The organism is Streptomyces sp. NPDC002092 (assembly GCF_053593775.1).
Genome location: NZ_JBSFDG010000005.1, coordinates 90,165 through 104,987, shown reverse-complemented (window position 1 = coordinate 104,987; position 14,823 = coordinate 90,165). Strand labels below are relative to the sequence as shown.

Below are 14,823 nucleotides of genomic sequence, written 5' to 3'. Positions count from 1 at the left end.
AGCAAAAAGGCCCTCCTGGGCGGAGGGCCTGACACGCTCGGACGCAAGCGCCCCCGGCAGGACTCGAACCTGCGGCCAAGCGCTTAGAAGGCGCCTGCTCTATCCACTGAGCTACGGGGGCCGGTGTGTGGCCGCTGTCGTGGGTGCCCGGGTGTGGGCCGTTCCGTGACGTTGCCGGGGACAAGGATAGGGCTCCCGTGTCCTTGTCCCTGTTGCTTCGCCTCCGTGGCTCGATGTGGAGGTTCAGTGAAGCGGTCCTGATAATCGCAGGCAGGTACGAATCGTGCATCGCTTTTGGGCCCTCGCGCACCGGGTGTTGTGCACTCGTTATGCCTGGACTGTGCCTGTGTCCCAGTCATCCCTTCCGTCCCTTGTGTCCTGTCGGCGCGCAGACATGCTCATATGCTTCAGAATTCCCCTAAAATCGGGCATTCTCCGCATGTGGTGACCTTGGACGTACGGCCTCAGCTGCTCGACGCACTCTCCGCCCTGCGGGACAGTGTCGCCGCCGCACGCTTCCCGCTGCCCCTGGCCGGGGCTCCACGCGCGCGTGCCAACCGCGACGAACTGCTCGCACAGCTCGACGACTACTTGGTGCCCCGCCTGCGGGAGCCCGAAGCGCCCTTGCTGGCCGTCGTGGGCGGCTCGACAGGAGCCGGCAAGTCGACCCTCGTCAACTCCCTCGTGGGGCGACGGGTCAGCGAGGCGGGCGTGCTGCGGCCCACCACGCGGACACCGGTACTCGTGTGCCACCCGGAGGACCATCACTGGTTCAGCGGGATGAGGGTGCTGCCCGACCTCACACGCGTGTGGGTGCCCCATCAGGACGCCGGGGAGGACCTGTTGCTCCCCGGGGAGGACCCTGCGCGCGTGCTGCGCGTCGAGACCGCCGACACGATGCCGCGCGGGCTCGCCCTCCTCGACGCCCCCGACATCGACTCCCTGATCGCCGACAACCGTGTCCTGGCCGCCGAACTCGTCTGCGCGGCCGACATCTGGGTCATGGTCACCACGGCCGCCCGCTACGCCGACGCCGTCCCCTGGCATCTGCTGCGTACCGCGAAGGAGTACGACGCCACCCTCGTGACGGTGCTCGACCGCGTGCCGCACCAGGTCGTCTCCGAGGTGTCCCGGCAGTACGGCGCGCTGCTCACCAAGGCCGGGCTCGGCGACGTGCCGCGCTTCACCGTGCCCGAACTGCCCGAGTCCGCCTGGGGAAGCGGGCTGCTGCCGGCCACCGCCGTGGCCTCGCTGCGGACCTGGCTCGTACACCTGGCGCAGGACCCGGCCGCCCGGCAGCAGGCCATGGCCCGTACCGCCAACGGGATGCTCGACTCCCTCCGGACCCGGCTGCCCGAACTGGCCAGTGCCGCCGCCGCCCAGTACGCGGCGGCCCTGCGGCTCACCAACGCCGTCGAAGGCGCGTACGACAGCGAGCACGCGCGCGTGCGCGGGCGGCTGCAGGCCGGCGCCGTACTCGCCGGAGACGCCCTCAAGCGGTGGCGGGCGTTCCCCCTGGACTGCTCCGCCGGAGAGCTCCTGGACGCGCTCGTGGAGAGCCTGGCCACGCTCCTGCTCTGCGCCGTCACCGCCGCCGACGAGCGCATCCGCGAGGCCTGGCGGCGCGAACCCGCGGCGAGCGCCCCGGAGCTGACGGAACAGGAACCGTCCGCGGAGAGCGCCGAGGACCGCATCGGGATGGCCGTACGGCGATGGCGGCGCGAGCTCGAGGAGTACGCCGAGGAAGAAATCCGCGACCTCGACCGCAATGTCGCACCGGACCCCGAGGTCGTCGCCGCCCTCGTCGCCACCGCGCTGCTGGGCGGCCGGCGGGCGCGTCCGGCCGGCGAAGGGCTCGCCGAGCGGATCGGCGCGCACGGGGCGCTGCGGCTGCGCGACCGTGGCGGGCGGCTGCTCACCGAGCACCTCGACCGGGTCGTGCACACCGAACGCGAGCGCCGTCTCGCACCCCTGGACGCCCTCGAGATCCACCCCGAACCCCAGGCCGAACTCATCGCCGCGCTGTCCCTGCTGCAGAAGGAGAGGTGACCGGTGACTGCCGTCACAGACGAGGACCACACGGGCCGGGCCGAGCACCCCGAAGAGAGCGCCAAAGGCCTGACGGGAGGGGACCGGACGGCGAAGCAGGGGCCCGGCGAGCGGGAGTCCGGCGTACGTGACAAAGGCGGCCACGCACGCGTGGTGGACGTCGCCACCTCCCGTCGTACGGACTCCACGAGCGCCTGGGACGACGGACTGATCGCGCGGCGCGCCACCGAGGAGAACACCGGGTCCGAGCACGTCCCGGTGGTGGAGACACGGGCGCTGAGCGTCCAGCCGACGGTCCCGCTCACCTACGACCGCCCCCTGCGGTCGCGGCTCGACGCGCTCCGCGAACTCGTGGGGCTCTCCCGCACCCGGCTCGACGGCCAGACGCTGGCCGAGGCCGGACGGGTGCTCGACGAGTCGGCGGCGCGGCGCAGGCTCTCCGGGCAGCACACCGTCGTCGCCATCGCGGGCGCCACCGGCAGCGGCAAGTCGCAGCTGTTCAACGCCCTGGCCGGGGTGCCCATTTCGGAGACCGGCGTACGGCGGCCCACCACCGCGATGCCCATCGCCTGCAGCTGGAGCGACGGCGCGGCGAGCCTCATCGAGCGGCTCGGCATCCCGCCCCGGCTGCGCCGGCGCCCGCTGCAGAACCCCGAGACGGAGGCGCAGCTGCGCGGGCTGGTCCTGGTCGACCTGCCCGACCACGACTCGGCGGCCGTACAGCACCGCGAACAGGTGGACCGGGTCCTGGCCCTCGTCGACGCCGTCATCTGGGTCGTCGACCCCGAGAAGTACGCCGACGCCGTGCTGCACGAGCGCTATCTGCGGCCCATGGCGGGGCATGCGGAGGTCATGTTCGTCGTCCTCAACCAGACCGACCGGCTGCCCGGCGAGGCCACCCACCAGGTCCTCGACGACCTGCGGCGGCTGCTCGACGAGGACGGGATCGCACTGGGCGAGTACGGCGATCCCGGTGCCACCGTGCTCGCGCTGTCCGCACTCACCGGCGACGGCGTCGGTGAACTGCGCGAGGCACTCGGGCAGTTCGTGGCGGAACGCGGAGCCCCCGCGCGGCGAATTTCGGCCGATCTCGATGCGGCCGCGGAGGAGCTGCGGCCCCTCTACGCGGCGCGGCGGCGGACCGGCCTGAGCGAGGAGGCACGGGACGAGTTCTCCGCCCGGCTCGCGGACGCGGTGGGCGCCTCCGCCGCCGGCGAGGCGGCCGAGCGCGCCTGGCTGCGCAACGCCAACCGCGCCTGCGGAACGCCCTGGCTGCGGCTGTGGCGGTGGTACCGGGACCGGTCCGAACCGACCACCGGGCGGCTGCCGTTGCCGAGCCAGACGGACGAGGAGGTCACGGCACGCCAGCGCGTCGAGCAGGCGGTACGTACGCTCGCCGACCGGGCCTCGACCGGGCTGCCCGCGCCCTGGGCCCAGGCGGTGCGCGAGGCGGCCGTACGCGGCTCCCACGGGCTGCCCGAGGCGCTCGACGAACTGGCGGTACGGGCGGGTCTGCCGCCGGGCCGGCCACCGCGGCCCGGCTGGTGGCCACTGGCCGTCATGGCCCAGGTCTCCATGACGCTCCTTCAAGTCGTGGGCGGACTGTGGCTGCTGGGGCAGATCATCGGGTTCATGGCGCCGAACCTCGGAGTGCCGGTGCTGCTGATGGCGGCCGGCATCATCGGCGGCCCGATCGTCGAGTGGAGCTGCCGGATGGCGGCGCGCGGACCGGCCCGCCGCTACGGCACCGACGCGGAACGGCGATTGCGGGAGGCGGCCGCCGGGTGCGGCCGGGCCCGGGTGCTGGATCCGGTGGCGGCTGAGCTGCTGCGCTACCGGGAGGTGCGGGAGCAGTACGGGCGGGTGACGGGGGTGGGGAACGGGCCCCGGTGACACCCGGACGGGGCGGCGGGTTCCGGAGGGTGACGGTGAGCCTTTCTGCAGATGATCACTCGTCGGAGTCCACCTGGACTCACTCGTCCGAGTGATGGAGTTGTCCACAGGCGGGGGACGGTCCACAGGGCTCGGCGGGCTCGGCCCGACGGAGGCAGTCTGGCGGTGCGGCGATCGCGAAGGGCGCGGTCGCCGCGGCAGACGCAGCCGTACGGGACGGGCCCGTAGGCATGTCCGCCCGGCCCCGGCGGCCGGGCGGGGGAGGGGGTCGTGATGAACGAGACGATCATCTGCGCCGTGGGGAACGTGGCGACGAAGCCGGCGTTCCGGGATCTGGCGTCGGGGCCGTCGGCGCGCTTCCGGCTCGCGGTGACCACGCGCTATCTGGACCGCGAGAAGAACGAGTGGACCGACGGTCACACCAACTTCTTCACGGTGTGGGCAAGGCGGCAGCTGGCCACGAACGTGACGGCCTCGCTGGACGTGGGCGACCCCGTCATCGTGCAGGGCAGGCTCAAGGTCCGTGAGGATGTGCGCGAGGGACAGAACTGGGTCTCGGCGGACCTCGAAGCGGTGGCGATCGGCCACGACCTCACGCGGGGGACCTCGGCGTTCCGGCGGCCGGGCAGGCCGGAACCGGACACGACCGTCGCAGCGCCCCAGCGGCCCGAGCCCAACTGGGAGACCCCGCCCGGCGATTCGGTAACCGACTCGGCCCAACGGGAGCCGGAGCCCGCTGCGGTGACGTGATGTCAGGCGGTGCCCCGAGCTGACCGTACTGCGGCTTATCGGCGAATGCGTTCCGAACGGTCCGGTGGATTTGTCGATAAGCCCTGCTCATGGACCGTCTTGGCGATAACGATTCCGAGTCGGATCGCTTGTCCGACGATATGACCGGCAAGCGTGGTGCGCCGCCTTCATAGGATGCCCGGCATAGCTCTCAGGGCTTCTGATTCTGCTGGTGGGACCACACCCCCCACGTCAATGGTCCTGCTCGAAGGGGAATTTGGTGTTTTCTTCTTTCTCTGCGCAGTCCGCGCGCAGGCGAGGGGCCGTGCGCCTCGCCGCCGCGGCGCTGGTGTCCGGTCTTGTGGCCGTCGGGGTGCTCTCCGGAGCCGGTACGGCCACCGCGGAGGAGACGACACAGGGCCAGGGCGGGGCGACCGCCACCATAGGCGGCCTCAAGACGTACGGCACCGCCGTGATCCACGAGAAGACCGGGGACCAGCAGGTCTCGGCGGGCCTGTTCGAGATGTCCGTCGACGGCGGCGGCACCCTGCAGACGTACTGCGTCGACATCCACAACCCCACCCAGCGGGACGCCAAGTACCACGAGACCGCGTGGAGCGGCACCTCGCTGGGCGACAACAAGAACGCCGGCCGGATCCGCTGGATCCTGCAGAACTCCTACCCGCAGGTCAATGACCTCGCCACGCTCGCGGCGAAGGCGGGCGTCCGGGGCGGCCTGACCGAGCAGGACGCGGCGGCGGGCACCCAGGTGGCCATCTGGCGCTACTCGGACCACGCCGACGTGGAAGCCGTCGACCCGCAGGCCGAGAAGCTCGCGGACTACCTGCAGAAGAGAGCCGTCGACCTGGCGGAGCCCGCGGCATCGCTGACGCTGGACCCCCCTGCGATCTCGGGCCACCCCGGCGAGCTGCTCGGCCCGGTGACCGTGCACACCAACGCGGCCGGCGTGAGCGTGACGCCGCCGATGGGCGCGGCGACCAGCGGGGTCCGGATCGTCGGCAAGGACGGCAGGCCCCTCACCTCCGCGGCCGACGGCAGCCAGGTCTTCTTCGACGTGCCCGAGCACGCCGCCGACGGCTCGGCCGAGCTCACCGTGCAGGCCTCGACCACCGTGCCGGTGGGCCGCGCCTTCGCCTCCGACACCCGCAGCCAGACGCAGATCCTGGCCGGCTCCAGCGAGTCGACGGTCTCCGCGACGGCCGGTGCGACCTGGGCGAAGAAGGGCGCGATACCGGCCCTCTCGGCCGCGAGGAACTGCGCCAAGGAGGGTGTGGACATCACCGCCGCCAACCAGGGCGACGAGGCGTTCACCTTCGAGCTGATGGGGATCGAGCACAGCATCCCGGCGGGCGGGTCCCGCACGGTGACGATCCCCCTGCAGGAAGACCAGCCCTACGACTTCACGATCACGGGACCCGCCGGCCTCAAGGAACGCTTCACCGGCATCCTCGACTGCAGGACCCAGACCTCCGAGACCGGCAACGCCACCCAGATCCTCAGCGAGCCGAGCCCCGCGACGGTGGGCGGCACGGCAGACGACACCAACCTCGCCGCCACCGGCGGCTCCAGCACAACCCCACTGATCGCGGGCATCGCCATCGCCTTCGTGCTGATCGGCGGCGCGGCCCTGGTCCTCGTAGGAAAGAAGGACGCACCGACACAGGACTGAGCCGTCGGAGGAAGGGATGTCTCCAGATGGTGACCTGCGACGACGATGAGGTGCCCCTGACGGGGGGACGCATCACGGAAGGAGTGGTGAGGGTCGCAGACACCGTGCGGCGGCCCTCAACGGGGTCCTCCGCCTTCGTCGGCGCCCTGCTCACCCACCTCGAGCGGTACGGGTTCACCGGCGCACCCCGCTACCTCGGCACCGACGAGAAGGGCCGCGACATGCTGTCGTACCTCCCCGGTTGTGTGCCGTCCCGCTTCCGGCGCTGGACCGACCCGCAGGTCGCCGCGGCCGGCACCCTGCTGCGCAAGCTGCACGAGGCCACCCGCGGCAGCGACCTCACGGGCACGGCCCCGGTGGTGTGCCACCACGACCCCGGCCCCAACAACGTCGTCTTCGGCTCCCACGACGACCTGCCCGCCGCGTTCATCGACTTCGACACAGCAGCGCCGGGTGACCCGCTCGAAGACCTGGGATACATGGCCTGGACGTGGTGCGTCTCGTCCCGCCCCGACCGAGGACCGGTCTCCGGCCAGGCGGCCCAGGTACGGCTTCTCGCCGACTCCTACGGCCTCGCCCCGCAGAGCCGCCCGACCCTGTTCGACGCGATGCTGGACCGCCAGACCCGCAACGCCCGCTGGTGGCGCGACCAACTCGACCGGCCCGGACCGCACCGCGTGGGAGAAGACCGGATCGCCGCCGGCATCGCCTGGTCCGGGCGCGAGCACGACTACACGGCGGCGCACCGCGCCGAGTTCGCCGCGGCTCTGTACTGAACTGATCCGTCACCTCCCCAACACCCGCCCCTCCACGACGCGTTCGGTCACATCCGTGGAGCCCCGGTGAGTTCGACGGGCAGGATGGCCTCATGACGAAGTCATCCGGATCGCCGGCGCCGTGCACCTCCTCCGGGTCGGTGCTGTCCCTGTGGTCGCAGGATTCGGTGCTGTCGATCGGCTCGGTGGGGTCGGTGCTGTCGATCGGGTCCGTCGGGTCGGCCCTGTCCGTCGGGTCGGTCGGGAGTGTGCTCTCCGGCGGGTCGATCGGTTCGGCGCTGTCGCTGATCTCGGCCGGGTCATGGCTGAGCACAGGATCACTGCTGTCCGCTCAGTCCCGGTGGTCGGTGCTGTCCTGGCGTTCCTCCCGCGCCTTCCGGTCGGCGGGGGTGGCCGGGGCGACGGCCGTAGCTGCCCTGCTGCTGGCTCAGCGGCTGCCCAAGGCGAACGGCCACCACTGACAGTGGCCATGGCGCCGAGGGAGTGAATCTGCGAGAAGATCTCGGTCAGCGTCTTCCACCCGGCGGCGGACACCGACCCGAGAAGGGCCGATCTCGTGATCATCTTTGGCACCAAGGGGTACCTGTACCAGCTCGCGATACTCACGCTGGTGTGCGGAGGCTGCGGCAACCCTGCCGCGCACACGCTCAGGAAGCGCGTCACGAAGTTCACGCTGTTCTTCGTGCCGCTGTTCCCCATCTCGACGAGGTACGCCACGCAGTGCACCTTCTGCGGCACGGAACAGAAGGTCACCAAGGAACAGGCCGAACAGCTCCAGGCCCAGTCCACAGGCGCTCCCGGAGCCCAGCACTACGGCCGGCCGCAGCAGCCCCACCAGCACCCCGGAGCCTGAGCACCCACCGTCGCGGACAACGAAACCCCAGGTCACAGCCCCCCGGCCAGATGGGTTACCACCCAAGCCTGGACCTCAGGCAAGATGGGGTGTATCTGCCCACTGCCAGATTTCAAGCTGCCGGACGGTTTCTCTTGGCTGAGTACATCTACACCATGCGCAAGACGCGCAAGGCAATCGGCGACAAGGTCATCCTTGACGACGTTTCGCTGAACTTCCTGCCCGGCGCGAAGATCGGTGTGGTCGGCCCGAACGGTGCCGGTAAGTCGACCATTCTGAAGATCATGGCGGGGCTGGAGCAGCCGTCGAACGGTGACGCGTTCCTGTCGCCGGGCTACACCGTGGGCATCCTGCTCCAGGAGCCCCCGCTCAGCGAGGACAAGACCGTCCTGGAGAACGTCCAGGAGGGCGTCGCCGAGGTCAAGGGCAAGCTCGACCGGTTCAACGAGATCGCCGAGCTGATGGCCACCGACTACTCCGACGCGCTGCTCGACGAGATGGGCAAGCTGCAGGAGGAGCTCGACCATGCGAATGCATGGGATCTCGATGCTCAGCTGGAGCAGGCCATGGACGCTCTGGGATGCCCGCCCGGCGACTGGGCGGTCACCAACCTCTCCGGTGGTGAGAGGCGCCGCGTCGCGCTCTGCAAGCTGCTGCTTGAGGCCCCCGACCTGCTGCTCCTCGACGAGCCCACCAACCACCTCGACGCCGAGTCGGTGAACTGGCTGGAGCAGCACCTCGCCAAGTACGACGGCACCATCGTGGCCGTCACCCACGACCGGTACTTCCTGGACAACGTCGCCGGGTGGATCTGCGAGGTCGACCGCGGCCGGCTGCACGGCTACGAGGGCAACTACTCCAAGTACCTGGAGACCAAGCAGACCCGTCTCAAGGTCGAGGGGCAGAAGGACGCCAAGCGCGCCAAGCGGCTCAAGGAAGAGCTGGAGTGGGTGAGGTCGAACGCCAAGGGGCGCCAGGCCAAGTCCAAGGCCCGTCTCGCCCGCTACGAGGAGATGGCGGCCGAGGCCGACAAGATGCGGAAGCTGGACTTCGAGGAGATCCAGATCCCGCCGGGTCCGCGGCTCGGCAGCATCGTCGTCGAGGTCACCAACCTCAGCAAGGGCTTCGGCGACAAGGTCCTCATCGACGACCTCAGCTTCACCCTGCCGCGTAACGGCATCGTCGGTGTCATCGGCCCGAACGGCGCCGGCAAGACCACCCTCTTCAAGATGATCCAGGGTCTGGAGACCCCGGACTCCGGCTCCATCAAGGTCGGCGAGACCGTCAAGATCTCGTACGTCGACCAGAGCCGCGAGAACATCGACCCGAAGAAGACCCTCTGGGCCGTCGTCAGCGATGAGCTCGACTACATCAATGTCGGCCAGGTCGAGATGCCGTCGCGTGCGTACGTGTCCGCCTTCGGCTTCAAGGGTCCCGACCAGCAGAAGCCCGCCGGTGTCCTCTCCGGTGGTGAGCGCAACCGCCTCAACCTCGCGCTCACCCTCAAGCAGGGCGGCAACCTGCTGCTGCTCGACGAGCCGACCAACGACCTGGACGTCGAGACGCTGTCGAGCCTGGAGAACGCGCTGCTGGAGTTCCCGGGCGCGGCCGTGGTCGTCTCCCACGACCGGTGGTTCCTGGACCGCGTCGCCACGCACATCCTCGCCTACGAGGGTGACTCCAAGTGGTTCTGGTTCGAGGGCAACTTCGAGTCGTACGAGAAGAACAAGATCGAGCGGCTCGGACCGGACGCCGCGCGTCCGCACCGCGCCACCTACAAGAAGCTGACCCGGGGCTGATCGATCTTGCGTCACATCTACCGCTGCCCCCTGCGCTGGTCGGACATGGACGCGTACGGCCATGTCAACAACGCGATCTTCCTCCGGTATCTGGAGGAGGCCCGCATCGACTTCCTGTCCCTTCGGGGCAAGGAGTCCAAGCAGGGGTCCGTGGTGGCGCGCCATGAGATCGACTACAAGCGGCAGCTCGTCCACCGGCCCGACCCGGTGGACATCGAGCTGTGGGTCACCGAGATCAGGGCCGCGTCCTTCACCGTCAGCTACGAGGTGAAGGACGAGGACGTGGTCTATGTACGGGCCTTGACCGTCGTCGTGCCCTTCGACTTCGAGACGCAGCGGCCGCGCCGGATCACCTCCGAGGAGCGGGAGTTCCTCGAGGGGTACCGGGACGACGCCGAGGAGGAGGCCGTCGCCGCATGACGGTGCTCCACCTTGCCGACGAGGGGGAGGCGGCGGACCTCGCGGCCTTCCTCTCGCGGCTGCTCCACTACGACCGCGGTGCCGCGGTACGCCTCCAGGCCGCCGGGACCGCGCTCGCCGTCTTCGGGCGGCCACCGTCCTTCGAGGTGCTGGCGATCCGCGCGGTGCGGCTCGCCAAGCCGTACGAGAAGGGGCTCGACGTCACGCTCGACGTGACCGTGTCCGCCGGTGAACTCCTGGAGGCCGTGGACGAGTCGGCCGCGACGGCCGGCGTTCCGGCGCCGGTCACCGGGCCGCCCTGGGCGGGCGTCCTCCCGCCGCGCGGCGGCTGGCGGCCCGAGCCCGGGCTGCCAGCGCCCGATGCCCTGCGGGCCATGGTCGGCGCGGCCGTCGCCGAGTTCCGCTCCCGTACCGGGGAGCTGGCGCCCGAGCTGCGCACACGCGCCGAACTCGACCGCATCGGACGGGACATCTGGTCCCGGACCGTCGGCGACACCCGTCTTCCGGTACGGGCCGCGCACGCGGCACAGTCGCTCGGGTTCCTCCGGTCCACGCAGGGCGCCGGGGACCTCGCGTTGGTCTCGTCGGGGGCCTGGCTGCGGCTGCGTACGCCGTACGGGTCGATTGCCGTACGGCGTGCGGGACTTGGCGCGCTGGACGTCAGCGTCCGGTAGCCATCCGGGCAGGGCCGGTGGCCACCCCACGTGATCACTCGCTGTCGTCGGGTCGTACGGCGATGTGGTCCGGCTCCAGTTCCAGGGCCACGCGATCGCGCATGCCCAGGGCCTCGGTGTACTCGGCGGGGAGCTGCAGGCGGCCGGCCCGGTCGAGCATCGCGTACTCGCGGGCGACCACCGTCTCGTGGCCGGTGGTCGCGTCGACCTCGCTGCGGCGCAGGACCTCCGTGGAGGTGCGCCCGTCGCGGATGGCGACCGTGCGGCGGACCTCGCCGGCGACCGCCTGGTCGTGGGTGACGATGACGATGGTGGTGCCCAGGCGTTCGTTCGCGGTGCGGAAGGCGGCGAAGACCTGCTGAGCGGTGTGGGAGTCGAGTTCGCCGGTGGGTTCGTCGGCGAGCAGGACCGCCGGGTTGTTGGCGAGGGCCACGGCGATGGCGACGCGTTGCTGCTGGCCGCCGGACATCTGGTGGGGGCGGCGGTCGCGGCAGTCGGCGACCTCCAGCAACTCCATCAGTTCCAGGGCCCGTTCGGTGTGCGGTCGGCGCTTTGTGCGGGCGCCCGTGAGCTGCATGGGGAGGGTGATGTTCTGGGCCGCGGTGAGGTAGGGGAGGAGGTTGCGGGAGGTCTGCTGCCAGACGAAGCCGACGGTGGTGCGGCGGTAGGTCAGTCGGTCCTTCGCGGTCATGGTGAGGAGGTTGTGGCCGGCTACGCGGGCCGTGCCGGCGGTGGGGGTGTCGAGGCCCGCGAGGATGTTCATGAGGGTGGATTTGCCGCTGCCGGATGCGCCTACGAGGGCCATGAGTTCGCCCTCGTGGACGAGGAGGTCCAGGCCTTGGAGGGCTTGGACCTCTGTGCTGTCCGTGGTGAAGATGCGGACCAGGCGGTCGCAGGTGATGAGGGCGTCGTGGCCGTAGGTGGGGCGGGTGCGGTTTGCTGCGGCGCGGGTGGCCAGGTCGGTGAGGGTCGGATTCGCCGGGGGCATCGGGGTCTCCTGGGTTTCGGTTTCGGGCGACAGTGGCCCGGGGTGGGGGTTGCTGTGGGGGCGGGGATGCTTGCCCGCGCCGGCGGGGTGCCGCTGTGCCCACCCGTGCCGCCCTGAGCGGCACGATTGCCCGCAGCTGGGGCGGCGGCAGGGCTGCCCGCAGCTGGGGCGGCGCGGCTGTCCGCAGCCAGGTTGGCGGGGCTGCCGCAGCTGGGGCGGCTGGACTGTCCGCAGCTAGGGTGGTGCGCTCGCGTCGCCCGCCCTCAGTTCCGCCACCGCTCCCCGCCGCCCGGTCCACCAGGCCTGAGCCGTTGCGACTCCCACCGTCAGCAGGACGATCGCCGTTGCCGGTAGCAGCAGTGATGTCGCGTCCGTTCGTAGCACCGCATCCGTTGCCGGTCCTCGGTCCGAGGACAGTGCGATGGTCGTGAGGTCTACGCCCGGTGACAGGAGCCGGATCGTTGCCCAGCCCGTCAGGGTGCCGCCGGCTGCCGCCAGGACCGCCTGGGGCAGCGACTCCAGGATCAGCAGGTGGCGGCCCTGGGCGCGGGTCAGGCCCATGGTGCGTAGACGGGCCAGGAGGGCCGTGCGTTCGGGGGCCGTGCGCAGGAGGGACAGGAGCAGGGACAGTACGGCGTAGCCGGCGCCCGCGGCGACCGCCGTCGTGTAGACGCGTTCGGCGCCGGTCTGGAGGGGGGAGTCGGCGTATCGTGCGCGTTCCTCGGCGCGTAGTTGTACGTTCGCCGAGTGGGGTGCCGCTCTGCGCAGGGCGGGTCCGTTGAGGTGGGTGCCGGTCAGTAGCAGTGCGGTGGGGAGGGACGCCTGCCTGTTGAGGCCGGCGCGGTCCACGACCAGGAAGTTGTCGCCGGCGACGGCCGGGGTGCGGTCCCGGACGAGGGTGATGCGGACCGTGACCGTGGTGCCGTCCTCCAGGCGTACCGGGAAGGGCCGGGTGCCGTAGGTTTCCGCCACCGCGGGGGAGGCGAGTGCCGGGAGCGGACCGTGGCCCGGCGGTTCCCTCAACTCCCCTTCGGGGAAGGGGCCGAGGCCCGTCCGGCTCGCCAGTTCTGCGTAGTCCCGCGGATCCACCCCGGCCAGCGGTACCGGCCGGGTGAGGTCGGTCGGCTTGGCCTGGTACGTGATGCTCGCGACCGCGAGGCCCTGTACGCCGGGCGTCCGGCGGATCCGGTCCGGCAGGCCCGCCGGCAGCGGGGACGTCGTCTCGATGCGGGCGTCGGCGCCGACCGCGAGCAGGGCCGCCTGGTCACGGGCCTCGCGTACGCCCGCGAGGACCGAGCCGCCGAAGGCCGCCGTGGTGAGGGCCGTGAGCAGGGCCAGCAGGGGCAGGACCGCGGAGGCGGAGGTGCGGCCCGCTCGGGCCAGCGACAGATGGCCCAGCGCGCCGCGCAGCCGGGCCGCCGGACGGGCCAGGCCGCGCAGCGGGAGCGGGTAGAGACGGACCAGCACCAGGGCCGCGACCACTCCCACCAACACCGGTGCCAGCGCCGTCAGTTGATCGCCGGTCGTGCCCCGTCTGCGCAGGGTCTCGACCGCGCCCAGGGCCACCACGACCAGGGTGAGCTCGGCGACCGTGCGGCGCCGGGACGGCCGTACGGAGGTCACGTCCGCACGGCCGCCATGGATACGGCCGGTCCGGTGCGCGGCAGCCGCCCGCAGGGGCAGGGCCGTGCAGGCGACCGCCGTGACCGTTGCCGCCGCGGCGATCGCTTGGGGGGCGCGGCCGCCGGGGAGCGCGAGCAGGGCGACCGCCAGGCCCGCGGCGCCCGCGGGGAGCGCGACCACCGCGGTCTCGGCGAGGAGGCGGCCCGCCAGGCCCGGCAGGGATGCGCCGCGGGCGCGCAGCAGGGTGAGTTCGGCGCGGCGGCGGTCGGCGGCCAGGCCGCCCGCCATCAGCAGGACCACGGCGGCCACCGTGCCCGCGCCGAAGGCGGCGACGGCCAGGAGTGGGCGGACGCCGGACCGAAGACCGGTGAAGTCGTTCAGTACGGTGTCCAGGTCGGTGGCCACCGTCGTGGACGGGTCGGTGAGCGTGCGGATCTTGCGCAGGGTGGGCCCGGACTCGAGGGAGGCGACGGCGGACTTCAGGCGGTCCGCCTCGTGGGCGTGGAGCGCGGCGGGCGAGGGGGCCAACTGCCAGTAGCGCCAAGGGCTCACGGCCGTGCCCAGCAGCGCCGGGGCCGCTGCGGGGGCGAGCAGCAGAGAGCCGGCCCAGTACCTGTCGGGGTCGGCGCCGTTTCCCGGCAGCAGGACGAGATCGGGGGTGCGCAGGAGGGGCTGGGTGGCCCAGTAGGCGCCCTCGGGGTCGCGCGGGGCGACGATGCCGGTGACGCGGACGGCCAGCGGGGCGCGTTCCACGCCGGGCACATGGATGACCGAACCGACCTTGATGTGCAGGCTCTTGGCGGTCTGGACGGTGACGGCGGCCTCCACCCCGGCGGTGTCGGCGGTGACCCGGCCGGCGTGCGGAAGGCGTCCGCTGCGTACCGTCGCATGGTCGGCGAGGCCGTGCTGCGCGGCGAGGGACAGCTGCGCCGGCAGACCGCTCGGCCGGGGCAGCCAGCGGTCCGGGACCTCCTGGGGCTTGGTGCGCACCCCGTACGTCGACTGGTCCGGATCCACGACGAGCGGCCGCGGCACGGCCGCACGGACCTTCGCGTACTGCGCGGCGAGCGTGCCGGGGAGCAGCGCCTCCTCGCGCTGCTCCCGTGGCAGGAACAGGCTGGGCTGTTCGGCCCACACCCCCACGCCGGTGGTCGCGGGCCGGGCCCGCTCGACGGCCCGGCGCAGAGCGGCGTCCTCGTACCGGTCGACCGCCCGCGGGAACGCGGCCGCGAGGCAGGCGGTCAGCGCCACCAGCAGCGCCAGCGCACAGGCGGCACCGGGCGCGGCACGCAGTCTCGTACGCACCCAGGGAGCCGGCACCGCGTTCAT

Annotated in this window: 12 protein-coding genes and 1 tRNA gene; 10 read left to right on the top strand and 3 right to left on the bottom strand. The window is 71.7% G+C overall.

Features of this window, described 5'->3' with window-relative positions; genetic code table 11:
* Positions 1 to 48 precede the first annotated feature (48 nt).
* Positions 49 to 121 (bottom strand) — tRNA-Arg (locus ACWCRD_RS13055).
* A 320-nt stretch (positions 122 to 441) separates the two neighbouring features.
* Here ACWCRD_RS13055 and ACWCRD_RS13050 point away from each other — a divergent pair.
* From ACWCRD_RS13050 to ACWCRD_RS13005, 10 genes are all read left to right on the top strand, one after another.
* Positions 442 to 2,049 (top strand): dynamin family protein, encoded by a 1,608-nt coding sequence (locus tag ACWCRD_RS13050; RefSeq protein WP_450965933.1) that lies wholly within the window; start codon positions 442 to 444, stop codon positions 2,047 to 2,049.
* A gap of 150 nt (positions 2,050 to 2,199) precedes the next feature.
* Positions 2,200 to 3,942, top strand: coding sequence for a GTPase (locus tag ACWCRD_RS13045; protein WP_450966229.1), 1,743 nt, complete (start codon positions 2,200 to 2,202; stop codon positions 3,940 to 3,942).
* Between the two features lie 273 nt (positions 3,943 to 4,215).
* On the top strand, positions 4,216 to 4,692 hold the full coding sequence (locus tag ACWCRD_RS13040; RefSeq protein ID WP_450965932.1) for a single-stranded DNA-binding protein: 477 nt from the start codon (positions 4,216 to 4,218) through the stop codon (positions 4,690 to 4,692).
* 259 nt (positions 4,693 to 4,951) lie between these two features.
* The gene (locus ACWCRD_RS13035) at positions 4,952 to 6,361 is read left to right on the top strand and encodes a Cys-Gln thioester bond-forming surface protein (protein WP_450965931.1); all 1,410 of its coding nucleotides are present in this window, start codon (positions 4,952 to 4,954) and stop codon (positions 6,359 to 6,361) included.
* A gap of 86 nt (positions 6,362 to 6,447) precedes the next feature.
* Complete coding sequence (locus ACWCRD_RS13030; RefSeq protein WP_450965930.1) at positions 6,448 to 7,137, top strand: phosphotransferase family protein; 690 nt, start codon at positions 6,448 to 6,450, stop codon at positions 7,135 to 7,137.
* Between the two features lie 92 nt (positions 7,138 to 7,229).
* A complete protein-coding gene (locus ACWCRD_RS13025; protein ID WP_450965929.1) occupies positions 7,230 to 7,598 on the top strand; it encodes a hypothetical protein in 369 nt (122 codons plus the stop codon).
* 95 nt (positions 7,599 to 7,693) lie between these two features.
* On the top strand, positions 7,694 to 7,990 hold the full coding sequence (locus ACWCRD_RS13020; protein WP_450965928.1) for a zinc-ribbon domain-containing protein: 297 nt from the start codon (positions 7,694 to 7,696) through the stop codon (positions 7,988 to 7,990).
* A gap of 134 nt (positions 7,991 to 8,124) precedes the next feature.
* Positions 8,125 to 9,789, top strand: coding sequence for an energy-dependent translational throttle protein EttA (gene ettA / locus ACWCRD_RS13015; protein WP_450965927.1), 1,665 nt, complete (start codon positions 8,125 to 8,127; stop codon positions 9,787 to 9,789).
* Between the two features lie 6 nt (positions 9,790 to 9,795).
* Positions 9,796 to 10,209: an acyl-CoA thioesterase gene (locus ACWCRD_RS13010; RefSeq protein WP_450965926.1), complete on the top strand. Its 414-nt coding sequence runs from the start codon at positions 9,796 to 9,798 to the stop codon at positions 10,207 to 10,209.
* Entirely contained in the window at positions 10,206 to 10,883 is a 678-nt protein-coding gene (locus ACWCRD_RS13005) for a hypothetical protein (protein ID WP_450965925.1), read from the top strand. Before ACWCRD_RS13010 ends, ACWCRD_RS13005 begins: the two co-directional genes overlap by 4 nt.
* Positions 10,884 to 10,917: 34 nt before the next feature.
* On the opposite strand, the gene ACWCRD_RS13000 is transcribed toward ACWCRD_RS13005, so the two are convergent.
* Together ACWCRD_RS13000 and ACWCRD_RS12995 are read right to left on the bottom strand one after the other, a co-directional pair.
* Positions 10,918 to 11,871 carry an ATP-binding cassette domain-containing protein gene (locus ACWCRD_RS13000; protein ID WP_450965924.1) on the bottom strand — a complete coding sequence of 318 codons (954 nt, stop codon included), beginning with the start codon at positions 11,869 to 11,871 and terminating at the stop codon, positions 10,918 to 10,920.
* 234 nt (positions 11,872 to 12,105) lie between these two features.
* Entirely contained in the window at positions 12,106 to 14,823 is a 2,718-nt protein-coding gene (locus tag ACWCRD_RS12995; protein ID WP_450965923.1) for an ABC transporter permease, read from the bottom strand.

Bases quoted from the DNA above. Each gene is read 5' to 3' on its own strand.
- ACWCRD_RS13040 (WP_450965932.1), top strand. From the start codon at position 4,216: ATGAACGAGACGATCATCTGCGCCGTGGGGAACGTGGCGACGAAGCCG.
- ACWCRD_RS13025 (WP_450965929.1), top strand. From the start codon at position 7,230: ATGACGAAGTCATCCGGATCGCCGGCGCCGTGCACCTCCTCCGGGTCG.
- ACWCRD_RS13005 (WP_450965925.1), top strand. From the start codon at position 10,206: ATGACGGTGCTCCACCTTGCCGACGAGGGGGAGGCGGCGGACCTCGCG.
- ACWCRD_RS12995 (WP_450965923.1), bottom strand. From the start codon at position 14,823: ATGAACGCGGTGCCGGCTCCCTGGGTGCGTACGAGACTGCGTGCCGCG.
- ACWCRD_RS13000 (WP_450965924.1), bottom strand. From the start codon at position 11,871: ATGCCCCCGGCGAATCCGACCCTCACCGACCTGGCCACCCGCGCCGCA.